Below are 18,152 nucleotides of genomic sequence, written 5' to 3' on the forward strand. Positions count from 1 at the left end.
CGTTCACTTTTCAGGAAATATCTTTAAACTAAACTTCTTGAGCTTTTGTAGCTCATCGAATTGTTTTTGTATTTCATCGAAAATTACGGCTTGTCACCCTCATACGTTTTGCGAGTATGAAGTATTTTCCTACTTTCATAGAAATTAACAAAAAAAGCCCCCGCTTATGTTATCAATTCTCCCCAAGAGTGAGCCTGTTATAGTTACTCCTTTATCTCAATCACCACGAAAGATTCTCGATACGGAATTAGGTAAAATTTTTATCTATGATAACCTGGTGATCATGGAAGGTAAATCAGAAGTTGTAATGACAATTAAAACGGGAATGTCTATTCTCTTAGATGTTGTGAAGGCGGTTGGCTTGAGACCCGTAGTTTACATCTCCAACAGGGTAAATTCTTATGCGGTAGACCCAAATGACTATAAGTATCTTGAAATGATACCACATCTAAAGGGGATCGCCATAGTGTCGCATAATGACTATGGGTACCGAACAGCGAAGTTAGAAGAGAAATTCTTTCGTAAACCCTTTAAAGTTTTTAAGGATCTGGAGCAAGCAAAGCAATGGGCAGATTATGTGGTAAAGGGCCGGATTATCGTATAAAGTCGAAATATCCCATTAGAATCTCATCGTTAATCTCTGCCGGTGTAAATATCTCCAGCACTTTTGGCTTATCAGATTCAGCAAAGAAATCAAGCAAACACTTCTCTATTCCCTCATTGTCATGTGCTGATGCGTACGACAAATTATACATCTCACATAAATTTTTCGCATTCAAATGATGAGTTGTTTCGAAAAATCTTTCAAAATGCACCGCTTCTTTGGCTCTCGGCAAGATTCGGAATATCCCACCTCCCGAATTGTTGACAATAATGATCCTAAAATCCTTTGGGATGTACTGATTCCACAAAGCATTACTATCGTAAAAGAAACTTAGATCACCGGTAACAAAAACCGTTTTGAGCGGCGAACCTACTGAAGCTCCAATGGCCGTACTAGTACTGCCATCGATACCACTTGTGCCGCGGTTACAATACACCTTGACGGAGGGATCTGTTTCAAACAATTGAGAATATCGAATTGCAGCACTATTTGCTATCTGCAGCATATAATTTTCCGGAATTCTTTTAAATACAGTCTCATAGGTGGTGAAGTCGGAATAAGGAATCTCTTTAAGGTAGTCTTCATGTTTCGCCAGCCTGTGCTCTTTCACCTTAAGCCATTTATCCCGATAACCATTTGCCGGTGGATTTACTTCGGAAAGTAGACTTTCAAAGAAAGGTCCTGGACGCATTTCAATATGCTCCGTAAGTGAAAAATAGGTGTCGTATGCTTTTTTCGGGTCTACATGCCAGTGATGTTCCGGATTGTATTTGCGAAGAAAGGCCTTTATCCGTTTTGAGATCACCATTCCTCCTATAGTTATGAGTACTTCAGGTTGCAATTCACTGAAACCTTGGTCATCCAGGGAAAAGATCAACTGGTCTATGGCCGGGAAGTATGATGAGTGATGAGTATTGGAGGTTGTTTCCGTAAAAACGATTAGTTCAGGATCTGCTGCCAGCTGGTCTATAACCCCTTGAGGCAAGGTCTCCGGCGACATAACTCCCATTATGATCATTTTACGTCCTGCACCTTCCCAAATACTCCGAAGCGAATCAAAATCAGGAAGTACATCTTCACTAATTCGGGCAGGCACATGCTGCGGCCGAACATCTAAATCTGCAACTTTTTCATACAGTGGTTCGTTAAATGGTGCGTTGATGTGCACCGGCCCTCGGAGCTCAATTGCTGTGTTAAGTGCTATATTGATCTCTGTCTCATTTTTGATCTGCGCATCCTCTCTGTCCTTACAATTGGCGCTGTAGAGAATATGCCCCTCAAAAACGTTTTCCTGTTTAATGGTCTGCCCATCCCCTACTTCTACAAGCTGTTCAGGTCGGTCTGCGCTTATCACAACAAGGGGAACATCGCTGTAATAGGCCTCGGCAACAGCCGGGTAGTAGTTGAGTAAGGCTGAACCTGAGGTACAAACTATTGCTACCGGCTTTTTCAGTTGCTGCGCAAGGCCCAGCGCAAAGAAGGCGGCACATCTCTCATCAACTATGCTGTAAGTTTTAAAACCGGGATGTTCTGTGAATCCAATGGTAAGCGGAGCGTTCCGGGAACCCGGAGAAATAACCACATGATCGATCTCTTTAGCGAGGCACAGCTGGGTGATCGTCTGTGATAGGCGCTTGCTGGAATAATTCATCGTCGCAAAGGTACGAATGGCTGGGTAGATTTTAAAGAAACTGTGAAAGTAGTTTCAACATGGTTTGCTGCTTGTTGCAGGTCTCTTCCCATTCGGCTGTGGGATCAGAATCCCGTGTAATTCCTCCTCCGGCGTAAATAGTGGCAATGTTATCCCGAATTCGCATGCATCTTAAATTCACATAGAGGTCGGTTTGCCCTTCTAAAATAGCTGTCGGACCAAAAAATCCCGTATAATATTCACGGTTGTAGCCTTCCTTTTTCAAAACGAAGTCCAATGCTTCCTCTTTCGGAGATCCACATACGGCAGGTGTAGGATGCAGAGTAGTCGCCAGGTCCCACCAGCTGTAGCCTGATCTTAGTTCTCCTTCGATATCGGTTCTGAGATGTTCCAGACTTCCGGCCCGAGAGCTGCGTACTTCTGAAATATCTATTGTTTCGGAAAATGATTCCAGGTCGTGGGCGATCGCATCAGTCACTACTTGCTGTTCGTGGTATTCCTTGGCGGTCCAATCGTATTGTTCTTTTAAATTTGCCGAACGGGTACCCGCCAGCGACATTGTCTTGTATTGGTTGTTAGATACTGTAAGCAGCACTTCGGGAGTGGCGCCAACCCACAATCCGCTTTTGGGGTGAAACCATGCATAACGAAATGCATTTACGTTTTTTGTAAAAAGTTGTAGAAGTAGTTCGAGCAAATCGAAATTAGTGAACGACACATTCTGCTTTCGGCTCACCACTACTTTTTCAAGTTCGGAGGAATTGATATGATCTATAGCCTGTTCAACCAGTCTTATGTGGAATTCTTTCTGCCTGGAATTTAACTTGATCTCATCAAAATCTTCCTCCATCTCTGATTTCTCAGTGCCCGTAGTAAGCATATCGCATTGCTCCAAAGGAAGGAACAGGGTTTTCAATTCCGAAGAAAATGGGGCAAAAATAAATCCTCTAGCTCCTGGCTTATACTCATGTCTTCTATTATTTCTCTGAAATATTCCCGATAGTTCTAACGATCCCGGAGAGGCATAAACCACGAATGGGCATTGCCTGGCGTAATTCTTTAGTATAGCTTCTCTGAAGACCTGCTGCATCCGTTATTTCTTATTCAGCGTGATAGTGGTAAGTTTAACCATGGAGATCAATTCGTCATTTTCGTTTACAATGGGGATCGACCATAATTGGGTGGTCCTGCCTTTATGAAGAATCCTGGCCTTCGCATATACATACCCCTCTCTGATTCCCTTAACGTGGTTAGCGGAAATCTCGATACCGCGTACCGCCACTTCTTTCCCATTCAGGAATATTAATGCCGCCGCGCTACCCACACTTTCCGCCAGGGCTACTGAGGCACCCCCGTGTAGCACTCCATCTGGCTGATGCACTCGTGAGCTAACAGGCATTCGAGCCACAACACCCTCATCGGACACATCGATGTATTCGATTTCCAATGTTTCCATAAGCGTATTTTTACATATCGCGTTTAAGGCTTGCAGCATTTCTTCCTTGGACTTGTTCATACTATTGATTTACATTTGCAAAAATACAAAACGAACAACAGAATGGCACTGGAAAAAAGGGTTTCGTACCAGGCATCAAAAACCTATAGCACACTTAATGATTTCACTAAGGAGACCAGGAACGTTTGGCTTGTATTTCACGGAATGGGATATCTAAGCAAATACTTTCTTCGATATTTTAAAAGTCTGAACCCTGCGGAAAATTATATCATCGCACCCCAGGCGCCGTCTAAATACTACATGGGTCCCGAATTCAAACATGTTGGTGCCTCCTGGTTAACCCGCGAAGATACCCAAGCGGAAACCAGGAATGTCCTGACATACGTCGATGAGGTGTGGAAAACAGAGTGTAGAGACCAAGAATTCAACTTCATCATCCTGGGGTACTCTCAAGGCGTATCCATTGCAACCCGATGGATGGCGAGCAGAAAGATTCAATGTGATCATCTCGTTTTACATTCGGGAGGAATTCCCAGGGAATTAAGGTCGTCCGACTTCGATTATCTATCCGTCGAAACCCCTGTTACGTATATCTACGGTGACAATGATGAATACATCGATGAAGCCAGGAAGACTGAACAATCCCTGTTAGGAGGACAGTTGTTCGGAGACCGACTCAATATCGAAGTCTTCGATGGAATTCATGAGGTTAACACGGATTTCTTATTGAAATTGTCAGAAACCTTATAAAAAATTGTGCATTTCGTCGAATAATTTTGCTCGTTACCGTGTTTATCGTTTTATTTACGCAATTATTGTAAGTATATTCTGATAAACATTATGAAAAACGTCATTTCTTTCCTGGGTATGATACTACTGATATCAGCGGTTCATGCACAGGTTGCCCCAGCAGAAAGACAAGCCCTTCTTGACTTTTACCAATCTACAAACGGAGATCAATGGATTCACTCCTGGGATATCGAAAAACCTGTTGCCGAGTGGCAAGGTGTTACCGTTGAAGACAATACGGTTACCGGTATCCGACTACTGTTCAACAACGTAAATGGAACACTGCCGGAATCTATTGGCAACTTGAAAAACCTCCGTATACTAGAGCTTTCGTTCAATAAATTGTCCGGAGAACTCCCGGAATCACTTGGTAATCTTACCAATCTTGAATTGCTTGCCTTCAACAGTAATATTCTGCACGGTGAGATTCCTGCATCAGTTGGGAATCTGAAAAAATTAAAACAACTGCATTTGAGCAGCAACTTCTTGACGGGACAGTTACCCGGATCGATGATATATTTGAAAAATTTAGAGGTTTTCAACGTATTTGACAATAAACTTTCCGGGGAACTTCCGTCAGGGTTATCCCAGATCAATACCTTGAAAGAAGTTGTAATAGCAGAGAATGATTTTACAAATGCGCAGCAATTCTCATTTGTTGTTATGTCAAACACAGCGCAACTCAATTTTAATGAGAACGGTGTTGTACCAGCTGCTAAATCTGTGATCGCTATTGAAACAAGCGACGACAACTAAAAAATTATAAGTCAGTATTTTAAGTGTAGCGGCCCAATCGGGTCGCTTTTTTTATCTTTTATTTTAGCCTATATTTAGGTGTACTTAAACCACACCTATGAAGACACTACTACAATTTTTCTCAATTTTATTTATTTGCTCAGGGACTTTTGCACAGATAACCTTTACACCCGCAATTATTGATAACGCTCAGCCCACTGCGAATGCCGCTAATACGGTTACTACAGGCGATTTTGATGGGGACGGTGATATCGATCTGGTAGGAGGAGCGTTTCAGTCGGATTATTTTTCCATCTATTTTAATGACGGTAGCGGTAATTTTCTTCGGAATACAATAGACAATGGAGCCACAGCTGATGGCGCCAGGTTCGCGACCACTTTCGATCTGGATGAAGATGGCGACCTGGACATCCTGGCTACTTCTTCCGTAGCGAACGCATACCTCTGGTACGAAAATGATGGTACGGGTTTATTTATAACAAATGTAATAGATAGTTCCCCTCTTTCTGATGAGGCCTATACCATTGATGCTGCCGACTTCGACGATGATGGAGACATGGATATAGTGGGTGGAGCTAATAATGGAGACGCACTCGCAATCTTTGCGAACGACGGAAATGAGAACTTCACGCTATTTGCCGAATTGAGTGTAGGTGACAACCGTACGAACGGTGTTCGTGTTGCCAAAGTGAGTGACCTGGACGAAGACGGTGACCCGGATATCGTAGTGGCTGCCTTTGTGGGAGATACTTACTCATGGTATGAAAATGATGGCTCGGGAATCTTCACACCTCATACCATAGACGACACCCCTGATGCCGACGGGGCTACCGCACTCGATATTGGTGATCTGGATGGTGATGGAGACCTCGACATTGCAGCCGGAAGTAATAATGCGAATCAGTACCTGTGGTATGAAAATGACGGCAGCGAGAATTTTACTGCGAACATCATAGACAATACCTCCTCTTACTCAATTGGTCCGCGCGGACTATCGCTGGTCGATCTTGAACAGGATGGAGATCTGGACATTTTAGCAGCAGCCATAACATCGGATGCCTTTGCATGGTATGAAAATGACGGAAATGGCAACTTCACCGGTGCTATTATTAGTATTGATCAAACCTACAGTAATGGTGCATTCGCCATAACTTCTGCCGATATGGATGGTGATCTTGTGGACGACATTGTTGTGGCCGCGAATATCAGCGATGCATTTTCCTGGTTTAAAACTGAAGGAGTTATTATCCTGGGGAACAACGCAAACGCACTTGAAGGCCTTGCCTTCTATCCGAATCCGGTATCTGAAATTTTACGTGTTGTAATTCCTACCTCACTGGAAGTAACAAAAATTTCAGTCTATGACAATTCTGGTAAATTACTTTGGAATCGGAACGGGAATTCAAACAGCGAAGCTCAGATCGATATGTCGGTCTTCGCTACGGGCATGTACCTGATACAGATTGAAGGTTCCGAAGGAAATATTTCAAAAAAAGTCATTAAACAATAATTTTTCTATTGTTTTACCACTGAATTTCAGCTTGGAAGGATAAAAATCCTTCGAGCCATCACTACTCTAACGTTGTAGTAGGTTTTGGGGTCAAAAAGTCCCTAACTAGGCGATGTTTCCTATATTTACGTCGTAAAAAATCAATTGAAAATGTATAGCCAATCAAGGGTTGTTATCGAGAATATAAATCCACTGATCAACTGTGGAGAGTTTCCCCTTAAAAGCGTTGTTGGAGAGACTGTTCCGGTCTCAGCAGATGTACTTGGTGATGGCCATGATATAATAGCCGCCTGTCTCTGTTTTAAGCATGAAAAAGAACGCAAATGGAAGGAAGTTCGAATGTATCACACTGAGAATGATAACTGGTCTGCCTCCTTCCCGGTGGACAAACAGGGATTCTACGAATACAAACTACAGGGATGGGTGGATCACGCCCTGAACTGGCAACACGGAATTGGCAGGAAATTAGATGATGGCCAGGACGTAAACAGCGAACTGCTTGAAGGCGCCCAACTTCTCGAAGAGATCATTCCTATGGCTACAAAGGAAGAAGTCAACTTCCTGAATGACTGCATCACTTCCTTCAGGTCTACCGGGGCCTACGATAAAGCTGTGGAAATAGCCAGGTCTGAAGAGCTCTATAATATCCTTGTTAAGTATCCCGTAAAATCATTGCTGAATGAAACTGCTGTATTCAAGGTCTACGTGGACCGACTGAAGGCACGCTTTAGTACCTGGTATGAGTTCTTCCCCAGGTCCGCTTCCGAAGAAAAAGGAAAGCACGGAACATTTAAAGATTGCCTGAAACTACTCCCAAGAGTAGCCGAGATGGGATTCGACACCCTCTACTTCCCTCCCATTCACCCAATAGGAGAAGTGAATAGAAAAGGAAAGAACAATACCACCGAAGCAAAAGAAGGCGATGTGGGATCTACCTGGGGTATAGGTTCAAAGCACGGCGGACACAAAGACATTCATCCTGAACTGGGTTCGGTAAAAGACTTCAAAGAAGTTGTAAAAGCTGCGGAGAAGCTTGGGATTGAAGTGGCCATGGATTTCGCCTTACAGGCAGCGCCGGATCATCCCTGGGTAAAAGAACATCCGGAATGGTTCAAATGGCGGCCGGACGGAACCGTACAATATGCCGAGAACCCTCCGAAAAAATACCAGGATATCCTTCCTATTTATTTCGAAAGTGAAGACTGGAAGAGCTTATGGCAGGAAATGCTGGATACAGCACTTTACTGGGTGGAGGAATGTGGCATCAAGGTTTTCCGGGTGGACAACCCGCACACCAAACCTTTCTATTTCTGGGGTTGGCTCATAGGTGAGTTAAAGAAAAAACATCCGGATGTTCTGTTTCTTTCTGAAGCATTCACCAAGCCCAAAGTAATGCATCAACTTGCGAAGCAAGGGTTTACACAGTCGTACACCTACTACACCTGGAGAAACTCCAAGCATGAGCTTATTGAATACATGGAGGAACTCACCAAGACGGATCAACGGTATTTTTTCCGGCCCAATTTCTGGCCCAACACCCCTGATATAAACCCCTGGTCGCTTCAGGGTGGTAATGAAGCCATTCATTTGTCGCGTTATTTCATGGCTGCTACACTTAGTTCCAATACAGGAATTTACGGCCCGGTTTTCGAACAAATGGTGAGTGCGGCCTTACCGGGACGTGAAGAATACCTGGATTCTGAAAAATTCCAGCTACGGCATTGGGACTGGAATGCTAAGAATAAATTGACTACTTTGATATCGAAGATCAATCACATCCGAAAAGCACAGCCTTCACTTCAGCAAACAAACAACATAGAATTCCTTTCAGTGGAGAACGAACAGTTACTGGCCTATTATAAATACAGTGACGACCGTGAAGACGAAACACTAATGATCGTAAACCTGGATCCATACTACACACAGAATGGCTGGGTTCAGTTACCGCTTCATTCGCTGGGAATTCACGAAGGACAGAATGTGAGTGTCACAGACCTCATCACGGGAAGTAGTTATAATTGGGACAAGGAATGGAACTTTGTGGAATTGCACCCCGCATTGCCTTTCCACTTGTTTAAAATCAAAAAATAATGGCTAAGCTGGAATCGTCCAAAACCAAGAAAAGACCGAATTTCGACCTCCCCTGGGAAGCCTTGATGGACAATGAGGATTTTGTATCCATGTTTCTTTCTGAAGTACTCGAAGAATACATTCAGAAGCAAAGATGGTACGGAGGGAAATCCAGTAAGCTGAAATACATCGAACTCACCGAATACTTTCGTATACAGCGAAACGAGGAGATGTACTACGGCCTTATCCTCGAAGTGAATTTCAAAGAGGCTTTTTATCAGCATTACTTCATCCCTATCGCCTTTGTAACAGACGATGAGTACGCGCAGGACGACCGTATATTGCCCATTAGCATCCAGGGCCAGGAAGGCTATATCATTGACGCTATAAACCTTGATGCCTTCAGGAAAGTGGTTTTCGAACGAATCCTGAATGCCAGGCCCAACGATACCACAAGAGTACAATACCATAAAGGTGAGCGCTTAACCGAAACCGAATTCAAATCCTCCCGTAATATGGGCATGGAACAGAGTAACACCTCGGTTATCATCAACGATACATGCGTGATCAAGTTCTTCCGTAGAATCTATGCCAATAAGAACCCGGATTTTGAGATGTCGCAGTTCCTTTCAGACAAAAAAGGTTTCGAAAATACACCGGCCTATCTTGGAAGTTTGAATATCATCGACACAGACAACTCTGTAATCACCATTGCCCTAATGCAGGAAATGGTTGAAAACAAAGGAGATGCCTGGGAGTATATGCTGGATAAACTAGATAAAGTTTTCCATAACCTGAGCGAAAAAGGAATTGACATCGACAGGCTCCCTTCCACAGAAATGTTTAATAGACTTCCACTCAAGGACGTACCGCATGAGATCATCGATTGGGCCGGACTGGATATCTTTCTGAAAATGCAGAAACTGGCGCAGCGTACCGCTGAAATGCATATCACACTGGGATCGGAATTTGAAGATAACAATTTCACTCCACAGCATTTTAATATGGATTATGAGGTTTGGTTGAAAAACCGACTACTTTACCAATTCCAGAACCGACTTAACACGGTGGAGAACAATATGCACAAACTGAAGGGTGATACGCTGAAACTCGCCAAGCAGTTCCTGGAGCAAAAGAACGAGATCCGGAAGCGTTTCCTGGCTTACGACTGGACCAAATTGAAGGGTGAACGAATTCGCGTTCACGGTGATTATCACCTTGGACAGGTATTGGTGACAAAGGGCGATTTCTATATTCTCGATTTTGAAGGAGAACCGGAAAGTACTATTCGCGACCGGGTAGTAAAACAACCTCCGCTAAAGGACGTGGCAGGAATGTTCCGCTCCTTTCACTACGCAGTTTACGCCACGATTTTCAACAACAAAGATTCTTATCCGTTCGCAATAGAACAATTATATAAAGCAGGAGAATGTCTTTACAGGTATTTCATAGGTGTGTTCCTGGAGACATACACCAACCTCATACAGGATGCAAACCTCAACATAGGATACAACCAGGAACGAGTTTTTATGCTGAAGTACTCCATGCTGGAAAAAGCAGTATACGAACTGGGTTATGAAATGAATGCACGTCCGTTATGGGCGATCATCCCTTTAGAAGGGATCAATTCAATAATGAATGAAGACTAAAATATATGAATAAGGTTATTTCCCACAGTTTTTTCACTGAATTCGATATTGACCTTTTCAAGGGTGGAAAACACTTTCGGCTCTATGAAAAATTGGGTGCGCATCTCACAGAAGTAGATGGACAAAAAGGTGTCTATTTCGCCGTGTGGGCACCATCGGCTAAAGCCGTTTCAGTGATTGGAGATTTCAATTACTGGATCGAAGGAGAACACCCTCTTAATGTTCGCTGGGATGGTTCAGGTATCTGGGAAGGCTTTATTCCAGGAGTTCAGAAAGGTTCTAAATACAAATACAAGATACATTCCAATCACGGAGATATCAAAACAGAAAAAGCCGACCCCTTTGCGGCACGCTGTGAACATCCTCCAAACACCGCCTCCATTGTCTGGGATACCAGCTACAACTGGAAAGACGACAAATGGATGAAGAAGCGGAAGAATATCAACCGACTCGACAAACCCTTCTCTGTGTACGAAATACATTTGGGAAGCTGGATGTTCAACACTGCTGAGAACAGGCCGCTTACATACCTGGAATTGGCTAAAGAACTTACCGCTTATCTCAAGAAGATGAATTTCACCCATGTGGAATTCATGCCGGTGATGGAATACCCTTACGATCCGTCCTGGGGGTATCAGTTAACGGGTTATTACGCTCCTACATCAAGGTTTGGTAAGCCCGAGGACTTCATGTTCCTGGTGGACGAACTACACAAAAACGACATAGGTGTGATCCTGGATTGGGTTCCCTCCCACTTTCCGGAGGACGCCCACGGACTTGGTTTCTTTGATGGAACTCATCTTTATGAGCACCCGGACATGCGAAGAGGTTATCACCCGGATTGGAAAAGCTTGATCTTCAATTATGGAAGAAACGAAGTGCGGGCTTTCCTTATCAGCAACGCTATCTTCTGGCTGGACCGCTATCACGCGGACGGCCTACGAGTAGACGCTGTGGCGAGTATGCTTTACCTGGACTATTCACGTGAAGACGGTGAATGGGAACCAAATCAGTTTGGCGGCAGGGAGAACCTGGAGGCAATATCATTTTTCAAGGAATTGAATGAAGAGGTGTACGGAAGCTTCGAAGGTGTGCAAACCATAGCCGAAGAATCTACCTCCTTCCCTATGGTTTCAAAACCAACCTATCTGGGTGGATTAGGATTTGGAATGAAATGGATGATGGGCTGGATGCACGACACCCTGGAGTACTTCAAAAAAGAACCTATATATCGTAAGCACCACCAGAACGATATCACCTTTAGTATGACCTATGCATTTACGGAGAATTTTATGCTTGCGTTGAGTCATGACGAAGTGGTTTACGGAAAACAATCCATTCTCGGTAGAATGCCCGGGGATGAATGGCAGCGGTTTGGCAACCTGAGGCTACTGTACAGCTATATGTTTACACATCCCGGAAGCAAATTGTTGTTTATGGGAGGTGAATTCGGTCAGCACGAAGAGTGGGACTTCCAGCAAAGCCTGGACTGGCACTTGCTTGAGCACGACAATCACAAGGGAATTCAGTCGTTGGTGGCCGCTCTCAATGATTTATACCGAAAAGAACCTGCTCTTCATCAAAAACAATTCACCGGTGTAGGATTTGAATGGATCGATTATAACGATGCTGAAAATTCAGTGTTGGCGTATATCCGAAAAGGTGATAAACCAAAAGACGACCTTATCATTGTTGCGAATATGACCCCGGTGCCACGAGAGAATTATCGAATTGGGTTACCGGCAAGCGGAAAATACAGGCTTGTATTCAATAGCGACGATCCCGAATTCGGTGGAAGTGGTTATAAGATCGCCAAACAATATACTTCCGAAAAGGAAGAATGGCAACACCGGATGCAATCTGTGGTGCTAAATCTACCTCCATTGTCAGTAATTGCCCTTAAAAGGGTACAATCCACTAAAAAAAGTTAATGAAAACGTTTTCGATTGTTGATTACTTTTCCGAAAAGGAAACGAATTGATATGAAACATATCGAATCTTTTAATTTCATTTGTAAGTCACAATTTCATCTAGGCGTATGATTACGAATACCGAACTGGAACAAAAAGGAAATCAGTTTCCGTCCCAAATAAAAAGCTTTGTAAAAAAGAAAGATAAATTCCTTATCACTACCGAAAACGAGGTGCTCCTGCAGATCACTGTTGTTCGCGATAGTGTACTGCGTTTCAGATATGCTCCCAACGGTAGTTTTCCAAAGGATTTCTCCTATGCGATCTCCGAAAAAGCAGCGACAGGGTATAATCATCTGGAATATTCAGAAGAAAAGAACAAATACGTAATCAGAACCTCCAAACTTGAGCTTCATATAGACAAAGCCAACTTGCGAAAGTCGATCTACGACATTAACGGTAAGTTAATCAACCAGGACGAGGTTGGGTTTCACTGGGAATACAGCTACGAACACGGTAGTGATATCGTAAAGATGAGCAAGACCGAACCTAAGATGGAGTGTTATTATGGTTTGGGTGACAAACCCACTCATTTCAACCTTAAAGGGAAACGCGTTCAAAACTGGGTAACGGATCAGTATGCCTTCGGAAAGGACCAGGACCCTTTGTACAAGGCAATTCCTTTCTACATAGGACTACACAGCGATGTGAGCTACGGGATCTTTTTCGACAATACCTTCCGTAGCTTTTTTGATTTTGGGCATGAACGAAGAAACACCACCAGCTTCTGGGCACAGGGAGGAGAGATGAATTATTATTTCTTTTACGGTCCAGAAATGCGAGATGTGGTAACAAGTTACACCGATCTTACAGGTAAGCCCGAACTCCCACCACTATGGGCCCTGGGATATCACCAAAGCAAATGGAGCTATTATCCAGAAGAAAACGTAAGGGAGGTAGCAAAGAAGTTCAGGGAGTTACAGATACCCTGTGACGCCATCTATCTGGATATCGATTATATGGAAGGGTTCCGATGCTTTACCTGGAATAAAGAGTATTTCCCCAACCCAAAAGGCATGGTAGACGACTTGATGGAAGATGGTTTTAACACTGTGGCCATTATCGATCCGGGAATTAAGATCGACAAAGACTACGATATTTACAGGGAGGCACTGGAAAACGATTATTTCTGCAAACGTGCGGACGGTCCGTTAATGCGTGGTAAAGTATGGCCTGGTGAGTGTAATTTCCCCGACTTCACCAACCCGGAAGTACGAGAATGGTGGAGCGGTTTGTATAAGGAACTCATTGAGGACATTGGTGTAAGAGGTGTGTGGAACGATATGAACGAACCCGCAGTGATGGAGGTTCCAACAAAGACGTTCCCACTGGATGTACGCCACAATTTCGATGGGCATCATTGTAGTCATAGCAAGGCACACAACATCTACGGAATGCAGATGGCAAGGGCGACCTATCACGGGGTAAAACAATTTACTTACCCTAAGCGACCTTTTATTATTACCCGTTCGGCTTATTCCGGTACTCAGCGATACAGTTCGTCATGGACAGGAGATAACGTTGCCAGTTGGGAACATTTGTGGATCGCGAATCAGCAGGTGCAACGCATGGCGATCTCCGGGATGTCTTTTACTGGTACGGACATCGGTGGTTTCGCCGAACAGCCTACAGGCGAATTGTTCATTCGCTGGATACAGATGGGAATCTTCCATCCGTTTTGCCGTGTACACTCTTCAGGAGACCACGGAGACCAGGAACCCTGGTCATTCGATGAGAATGTCACTAACATCTTCAGAAAGTTCATTGAGATCCGTTATAAACTGCTCCCTTACATCTATACGGCCTTCAGGCAATACGTTCAGGAGGGTATTCCTATGGTGCAGCCTTTGGTTTATTTCGACCAGGAGGATCATCAAAATTACTATCGAACCGATGAGTTCATGTTTGGATCTCAGTTACTAATTTGTCCTATACTCGAAGCCAATTCCAAAGGCAGACGAATGTATGTTCCCCGCGGAAAATGGTATAATTACTGGACGTATGAAGTAGTTGACGGCGGAAAGGAAATCTGGGTGGACGCCGATATCGATACCATCCCGGTCTTTGTGAAAGAAGGAGCCATTATTCCTAAGTTTCCGGTACAGCAATATGTAGGCGAAAAAGAATTCGACGAGATCGAACTGGAAGTGTATTTTAAAGAAGGGAAGGAAAAATCGGTGCTTTATGAAGATGCCCACGACGGCTACGACTACAAGAAGGGTCGATTCAGCTACAGAACCTTCAAACTTACAGGGCATAAGAATGAGTTGATCATTCAGCAACACAAAGAGGGTAAATACATGACGCCCTATACCAAGTTCAAATTAGACCTAAAAAGACTTCCTTTTGAAATAGGCTCCATCCAGGTGGATAACCAGGAAACGGGACTTACTGAATTGAAGGTGAACGGTAATACTTCACTGGTGGTGGATAAGAATTTTACCGAATTGCACCTTATTGGCAAATAGCGTATTCATGAGATAATTAGAATGCGGACTCGAAAGGGGCCGCATTTTTTTTGAATTACGTAGCTTTATAGGCATTAAAAACCAACCTATGAAGATCTTCCGATTTCTATTTGTATTACTGCTAATTACTAATCTTTCTGTTTCCGCCCAGGATAATGAGGGTGAAAAACCCAAAACCGCCGACCAGGAATTCAACAATCTCAAATGGCGAAACATTGGCCCCTTCCGGGGTGGCCGAAGCGTAACTTCCACCGGGGTGGTTAAACAACCCGGGGTTTGGTATATGGGAAGCACCGGCGGTGGTGTTTTCAAAAGTACCGACGATGGAATCAGCTGGAAGAATGTCTCCGATGGCTTTTTCAACACCGGAACAGTAGGTGCCATAGCAGTTTCAGAATCCGATCCCAACATTGTGATCGTTGGTATGGGTGAGCATGCCGCCCGAGGAGTTATGACATCCATGGGTGACGGAGTCTACAAATCGGATGACGCGGGTAAAACCTGGAAACACATAGGACTGGATTACACACGACATATTTCCGACGTCATCATTCATCCTACAAATCCCGACATTATCTATGTGGCAGCGCAAGGTGCGCAGTACGGACCCTCAGAAGACCGCGGGGTATATCGTTCTATGGACGGTGGGAATAACTGGGAAAAGGTTTTATATGTCGATGAAAATACGGGAGCCTCTTCCCTATCCATGGATATGCACAATCCTAGAATATTATATGCCGCCATGTGGCAGCACAGACGCTATCCGTGGACGATGGAAAGTGGTGGGGAATCTTCAGGTCTGCACAAATCCACCGACGGAGGAACTACCTGGGAGCCCATGAATGCTGGTATTCCTGAATCCTTCGGAAAGGCGGGTATCTCGGTTTCCCGTGCGAATCCCGAAAGAGTGTATGCCGTGATAGAGGCCGAAGGTGAGAAAGGCGGTGTTTACAGAAGTGACAACGCCGGTAAAGTATGGAAGCAGATCAATAAGAATCGAGTGAATATTGCCCGCTCCTGGTACTATATGGAGATCTTCGCCGATCCGCAAAACGAAAACATTGTATACGTGCTCAATGCACCAGTTATGAAGTCGATCGATGGAGGAAAGTCCTTCTCCGCTGTTTCCACTCCGCATGGGGACAACCATCACTTATGGATCCACCCGGAAAACAACCAGGTGATGATCAATTCCAACGATGGTGGCGCGAATGTTTCCAACAATGGCGGACGTTCCTGGAGTACACAGCGAAATCAGCCCACGGCCCAGTTCTACCGTGTAACCACCGATAATTTATTCCCCTACAATGTGTATGGTGGTCAGCAGGATAATTCGGCTATTGCCATCGCGAGCAGAACAAGAGGTGGCGGTATTGGTTGGAAAGACTGGTATTCGGTTGCGGGTTGTGAAAGCGCCTTCCTGGCTTTCGATCCGGATAACCCCGTAGAAGTTTATGGAGGCTGTTACCAGGGTATTATCGATCGCTGGGTAAAGGAAACCGCTACAAGTAAACCGATCAATGAATATCCCGAGCTCGGTCTTAGCAAAGCACCGGAGGACGCCAAATATCGTTTTAACTGGAATGCTCCTATCATTAGCTCGCCTCATGATAGAAATACTATCTATCATGCGGGAAACCGTGTATTCAAGACTACAGACGGAGGATTATCATGGTCTCCTGTGAGTCCGGATTTAACGCGAAACGAAAAAGACAAGCATGGACCCGGAGGCGGTCCATACACCAATGAAGCCGCGGGAGGTGAGAATTACAACACCATAATGTCTTTTGTGGAATCCCAGCACGAGAAAGGCAGCATGTATGTAGGTACAGACGATGGGCTGGTTCATTTCACAAGAGATGGAGGGGCGAACTGGACGAACATCACACCAAAAAACCTGGGAGAGGGAATCATTAACAGTATTGAAATATCTCCTCACGACCCTGCAACAGCTTATATAGCCGTGATGCGATACAAGTCCATGGATATGAAGCCATATATCTACAAAACCAGCAATTATGGGCAATCATGGACAAAGATCACTGATGGTATTGAAGGTGAGCACACTTTTGTAAGAGTGGTAAGAGAAGACCATAAACGCAAAGGATTACTGTATGCCGGAACAGAAACCGGCCTGTATATTTCCTGGAACGACGGTGCGAAATGGGAACCATTCCAATTGAACTTGCCCGTAGTACCTATCAACGATCTAACCATTCGTCATAATGACCTGGTTGCAGCTACTGCAGGCCGATCTTTCTGGATACTCGACGACCTGGGAGCCATTCAGAACAGGGATAAAAAAGAGGATGCACTTATCATTTTCAAGCCGAAAGACACCTACCTCTATTTCGGAGGAATGAGTAATAATCCTACTATTGGTAAGAACCCTCCTTCTGGTGTGATCTTCGATTACTATATCAAAGAAGCGGTAGACAGCATTCCAGTGACCCTGGAAGTACTTCAGAATGGAAAAGTGATACGCAACTTCAGCAGTGAAAAGGAAAAGGATTTCAAGACCTGGCCAGGTGGGCCGGCAAAACCTGCCGTACTGCCCGCAAAGCGGGGGTTCAATAGGTTTTTCTGGAATTTCAGAAGAGATGACCTACCTGCGGTTTCCAAAGTATTTGTCTTTGGAAACCTGGGCGGTTCTCATGTTGGACCAGGGACTTACACTTTCAGGATGAAGCAGGGTGATGCTATTTCAGAAACAACATTCAGCATAAAACCGGATCCGAATATTGGAGCTACAGCGGCCGATTTCAACGAGCAGCAACAAATTCTCACGGAAATTGAGGCCATAGTAACAGACATGCACGAATCTGTGAATCAAATGCGCTCGGTGAAGTCGCAGTTAAAATCACACAAGAAATTATTGAAAGACAACGAGAAGGCCGAAGCCCTTGTTGAGCTGGGTGATTCACTAAGTAAACGAATCACTTCCTGGGAAGAGAACATTATTCAGGCTAAGCAAAAGACCTTCCAGGATGTAATTAATTTCAATAATAAACTAAATGCGGAGTTATTATTTCTGAAAGGTTTTATAGAAGGACCTATGCCAAAAGTGACGCAGGGATCGAGACAGCGATTCAACGACCTTAAAAACGACTGGACGACCTACGAAAAGGAAAGAGACGCCATTATCGATGAAGAAATGGCCGATTACAACCGAAAGTATAAGGCGCTGGAACTTCCTGCCATAATTATGAAAGAAGAATAACTAGAGACC

At 44.2% G+C, this 18,152-nt stretch carries 12 protein-coding genes; 9 read left to right on the forward strand and 3 right to left on the reverse strand.

What is annotated here, in order from left to right:
- Positions 1 to 166 precede the first annotated feature (166 nt).
- A complete protein-coding gene (locus J1N09_RS11300; protein ID WP_265200319.1) occupies positions 167 to 604 on the forward strand; it encodes a hypothetical protein in 438 nt (145 codons plus the stop codon).
- On the opposite strand, the gene menD is transcribed toward J1N09_RS11300, so the two are convergent.
- The 3 genes from menD to J1N09_RS11315 are packed head-to-tail and all read right to left on the reverse strand — an operon-like array spanning position 594 to position 3,771.
- Positions 594 to 2,255 carry a 2-succinyl-5-enolpyruvyl-6-hydroxy-3-cyclohexene-1-carboxylic-acid synthase gene (gene menD / locus J1N09_RS11305; protein ID WP_265200320.1) on the reverse strand — a complete coding sequence of 554 codons (1,662 nt, stop codon included), beginning with the start codon at positions 2,253 to 2,255 and terminating at the stop codon, positions 594 to 596. The genes J1N09_RS11300 and menD overlap by 11 nt on opposite strands.
- A gap of 31 nt (positions 2,256 to 2,286) precedes the next feature.
- On the reverse strand, positions 2,287 to 3,345 hold the full coding sequence (locus J1N09_RS11310) for an isochorismate synthase (protein WP_265200321.1): 1,059 nt from the start codon (positions 3,343 to 3,345) through the stop codon (positions 2,287 to 2,289).
- A gap of 3 nt (positions 3,346 to 3,348) precedes the next feature.
- Entirely contained in the window at positions 3,349 to 3,771 is a 423-nt protein-coding gene (locus J1N09_RS11315; RefSeq protein WP_265200322.1) for a PaaI family thioesterase, read from the reverse strand.
- A gap of 42 nt (positions 3,772 to 3,813) precedes the next feature.
- Between J1N09_RS11315 and J1N09_RS11320 the strand changes: the two genes are divergently transcribed.
- From J1N09_RS11320 to J1N09_RS11355, 8 genes are all read left to right on the forward strand, one after another.
- Positions 3,814 to 4,461, forward strand: a complete 648-nt coding sequence (locus tag J1N09_RS11320; RefSeq protein WP_265200323.1) for an alpha/beta hydrolase — start codon at positions 3,814 to 3,816, stop codon at positions 4,459 to 4,461.
- Positions 4,462 to 4,551: 90 nt separating this feature from the next.
- On the forward strand, positions 4,552 to 5,256 hold the full coding sequence (locus tag J1N09_RS11325; RefSeq protein WP_265200325.1) for a Two component regulator three Y domain protein: 705 nt from the start codon (positions 4,552 to 4,554) through the stop codon (positions 5,254 to 5,256).
- Positions 5,257 to 5,353: 97 nt separating this feature from the next.
- Positions 5,354 to 6,766, forward strand: coding sequence for a T9SS type A sorting domain-containing protein (locus J1N09_RS11330; RefSeq protein ID WP_265200326.1), 1,413 nt, complete (start codon positions 5,354 to 5,356; stop codon positions 6,764 to 6,766).
- 150 nt (positions 6,767 to 6,916) lie between these two features.
- Complete coding sequence (locus J1N09_RS11335; protein WP_265200327.1) at positions 6,917 to 8,857, forward strand: alpha-1,4-glucan--maltose-1-phosphate maltosyltransferase; 1,941 nt, start codon at positions 6,917 to 6,919, stop codon at positions 8,855 to 8,857.
- Complete coding sequence (locus tag J1N09_RS11340) at positions 8,857 to 10,485, forward strand: maltokinase N-terminal cap-like domain-containing protein (RefSeq protein WP_265200328.1); 1,629 nt, start codon at positions 8,857 to 8,859, stop codon at positions 10,483 to 10,485. The genes J1N09_RS11335 and J1N09_RS11340 overlap by 1 nt, the downstream gene beginning before the upstream one ends.
- A gap of 5 nt (positions 10,486 to 10,490) precedes the next feature.
- Complete coding sequence (gene glgB, locus J1N09_RS11345; RefSeq protein WP_265200329.1) at positions 10,491 to 12,416, forward strand: 1,4-alpha-glucan branching protein GlgB; 1,926 nt, start codon at positions 10,491 to 10,493, stop codon at positions 12,414 to 12,416.
- A 107-nt stretch (positions 12,417 to 12,523) separates the two neighbouring features.
- Positions 12,524 to 14,923, forward strand: coding sequence for a glycoside hydrolase family 31 protein (locus J1N09_RS11350; RefSeq protein ID WP_265200330.1), 2,400 nt, complete (start codon positions 12,524 to 12,526; stop codon positions 14,921 to 14,923).
- A gap of 88 nt (positions 14,924 to 15,011) precedes the next feature.
- Entirely contained in the window at positions 15,012 to 18,143 is a 3,132-nt protein-coding gene (locus J1N09_RS11355) for a VPS10 domain-containing protein (protein WP_265200331.1), read from the forward strand.
- The last annotated feature ends 9 nt before the right edge of the window (positions 18,144 to 18,152 follow it).

It is taken from the genome of Aureitalea sp. L0-47 (assembly GCF_026126405.1).
Classification (GTDB): Bacteria; Bacteroidota; Bacteroidia; order Flavobacteriales; family Flavobacteriaceae; genus Pukyongia.

Coding starts and splice junctions, on each gene's coding strand:
- J1N09_RS11335 (WP_265200327.1), top strand. CDS start 6,917: ATGTATAGCCAATCAAGGGTTGTTATCGAGAATATAAATCCACTGATC.
- glgB (WP_265200329.1), top strand. CDS start 10,491: ATGAATAAGGTTATTTCCCACAGTTTTTTCACTGAATTCGATATTGAC.
- J1N09_RS11355 (WP_265200331.1), top strand. CDS start 15,012: ATGAAGATCTTCCGATTTCTATTTGTATTACTGCTAATTACTAATCTT.
- J1N09_RS11315 (WP_265200322.1), bottom strand. CDS start 3,771: ATGAACAAGTCCAAGGAAGAAATGCTGCAAGCCTTAAACGCGATATGT.
- J1N09_RS11340 (WP_265200328.1), top strand. CDS start 8,857: ATGGCTAAGCTGGAATCGTCCAAAACCAAGAAAAGACCGAATTTCGAC.
- J1N09_RS11310 (WP_265200321.1), bottom strand. CDS start 3,345: ATGCAGCAGGTCTTCAGAGAAGCTATACTAAAGAATTACGCCAGGCAA.
- J1N09_RS11320 (WP_265200323.1), top strand. CDS start 3,814: ATGGCACTGGAAAAAAGGGTTTCGTACCAGGCATCAAAAACCTATAGC.
- J1N09_RS11330 (WP_265200326.1), top strand. CDS start 5,354: ATGAAGACACTACTACAATTTTTCTCAATTTTATTTATTTGCTCAGGG.
- J1N09_RS11325 (WP_265200325.1), top strand. CDS start 4,552: ATGAAAAACGTCATTTCTTTCCTGGGTATGATACTACTGATATCAGCG.
- J1N09_RS11300 (WP_265200319.1), top strand. CDS start 167: ATGTTATCAATTCTCCCCAAGAGTGAGCCTGTTATAGTTACTCCTTTA.
- J1N09_RS11350 (WP_265200330.1), top strand. CDS start 12,524: ATGATTACGAATACCGAACTGGAACAAAAAGGAAATCAGTTTCCGTCC.
- menD (WP_265200320.1), bottom strand. CDS start 2,255: ATGAATTATTCCAGCAAGCGCCTATCACAGACGATCACCCAGCTGTGC.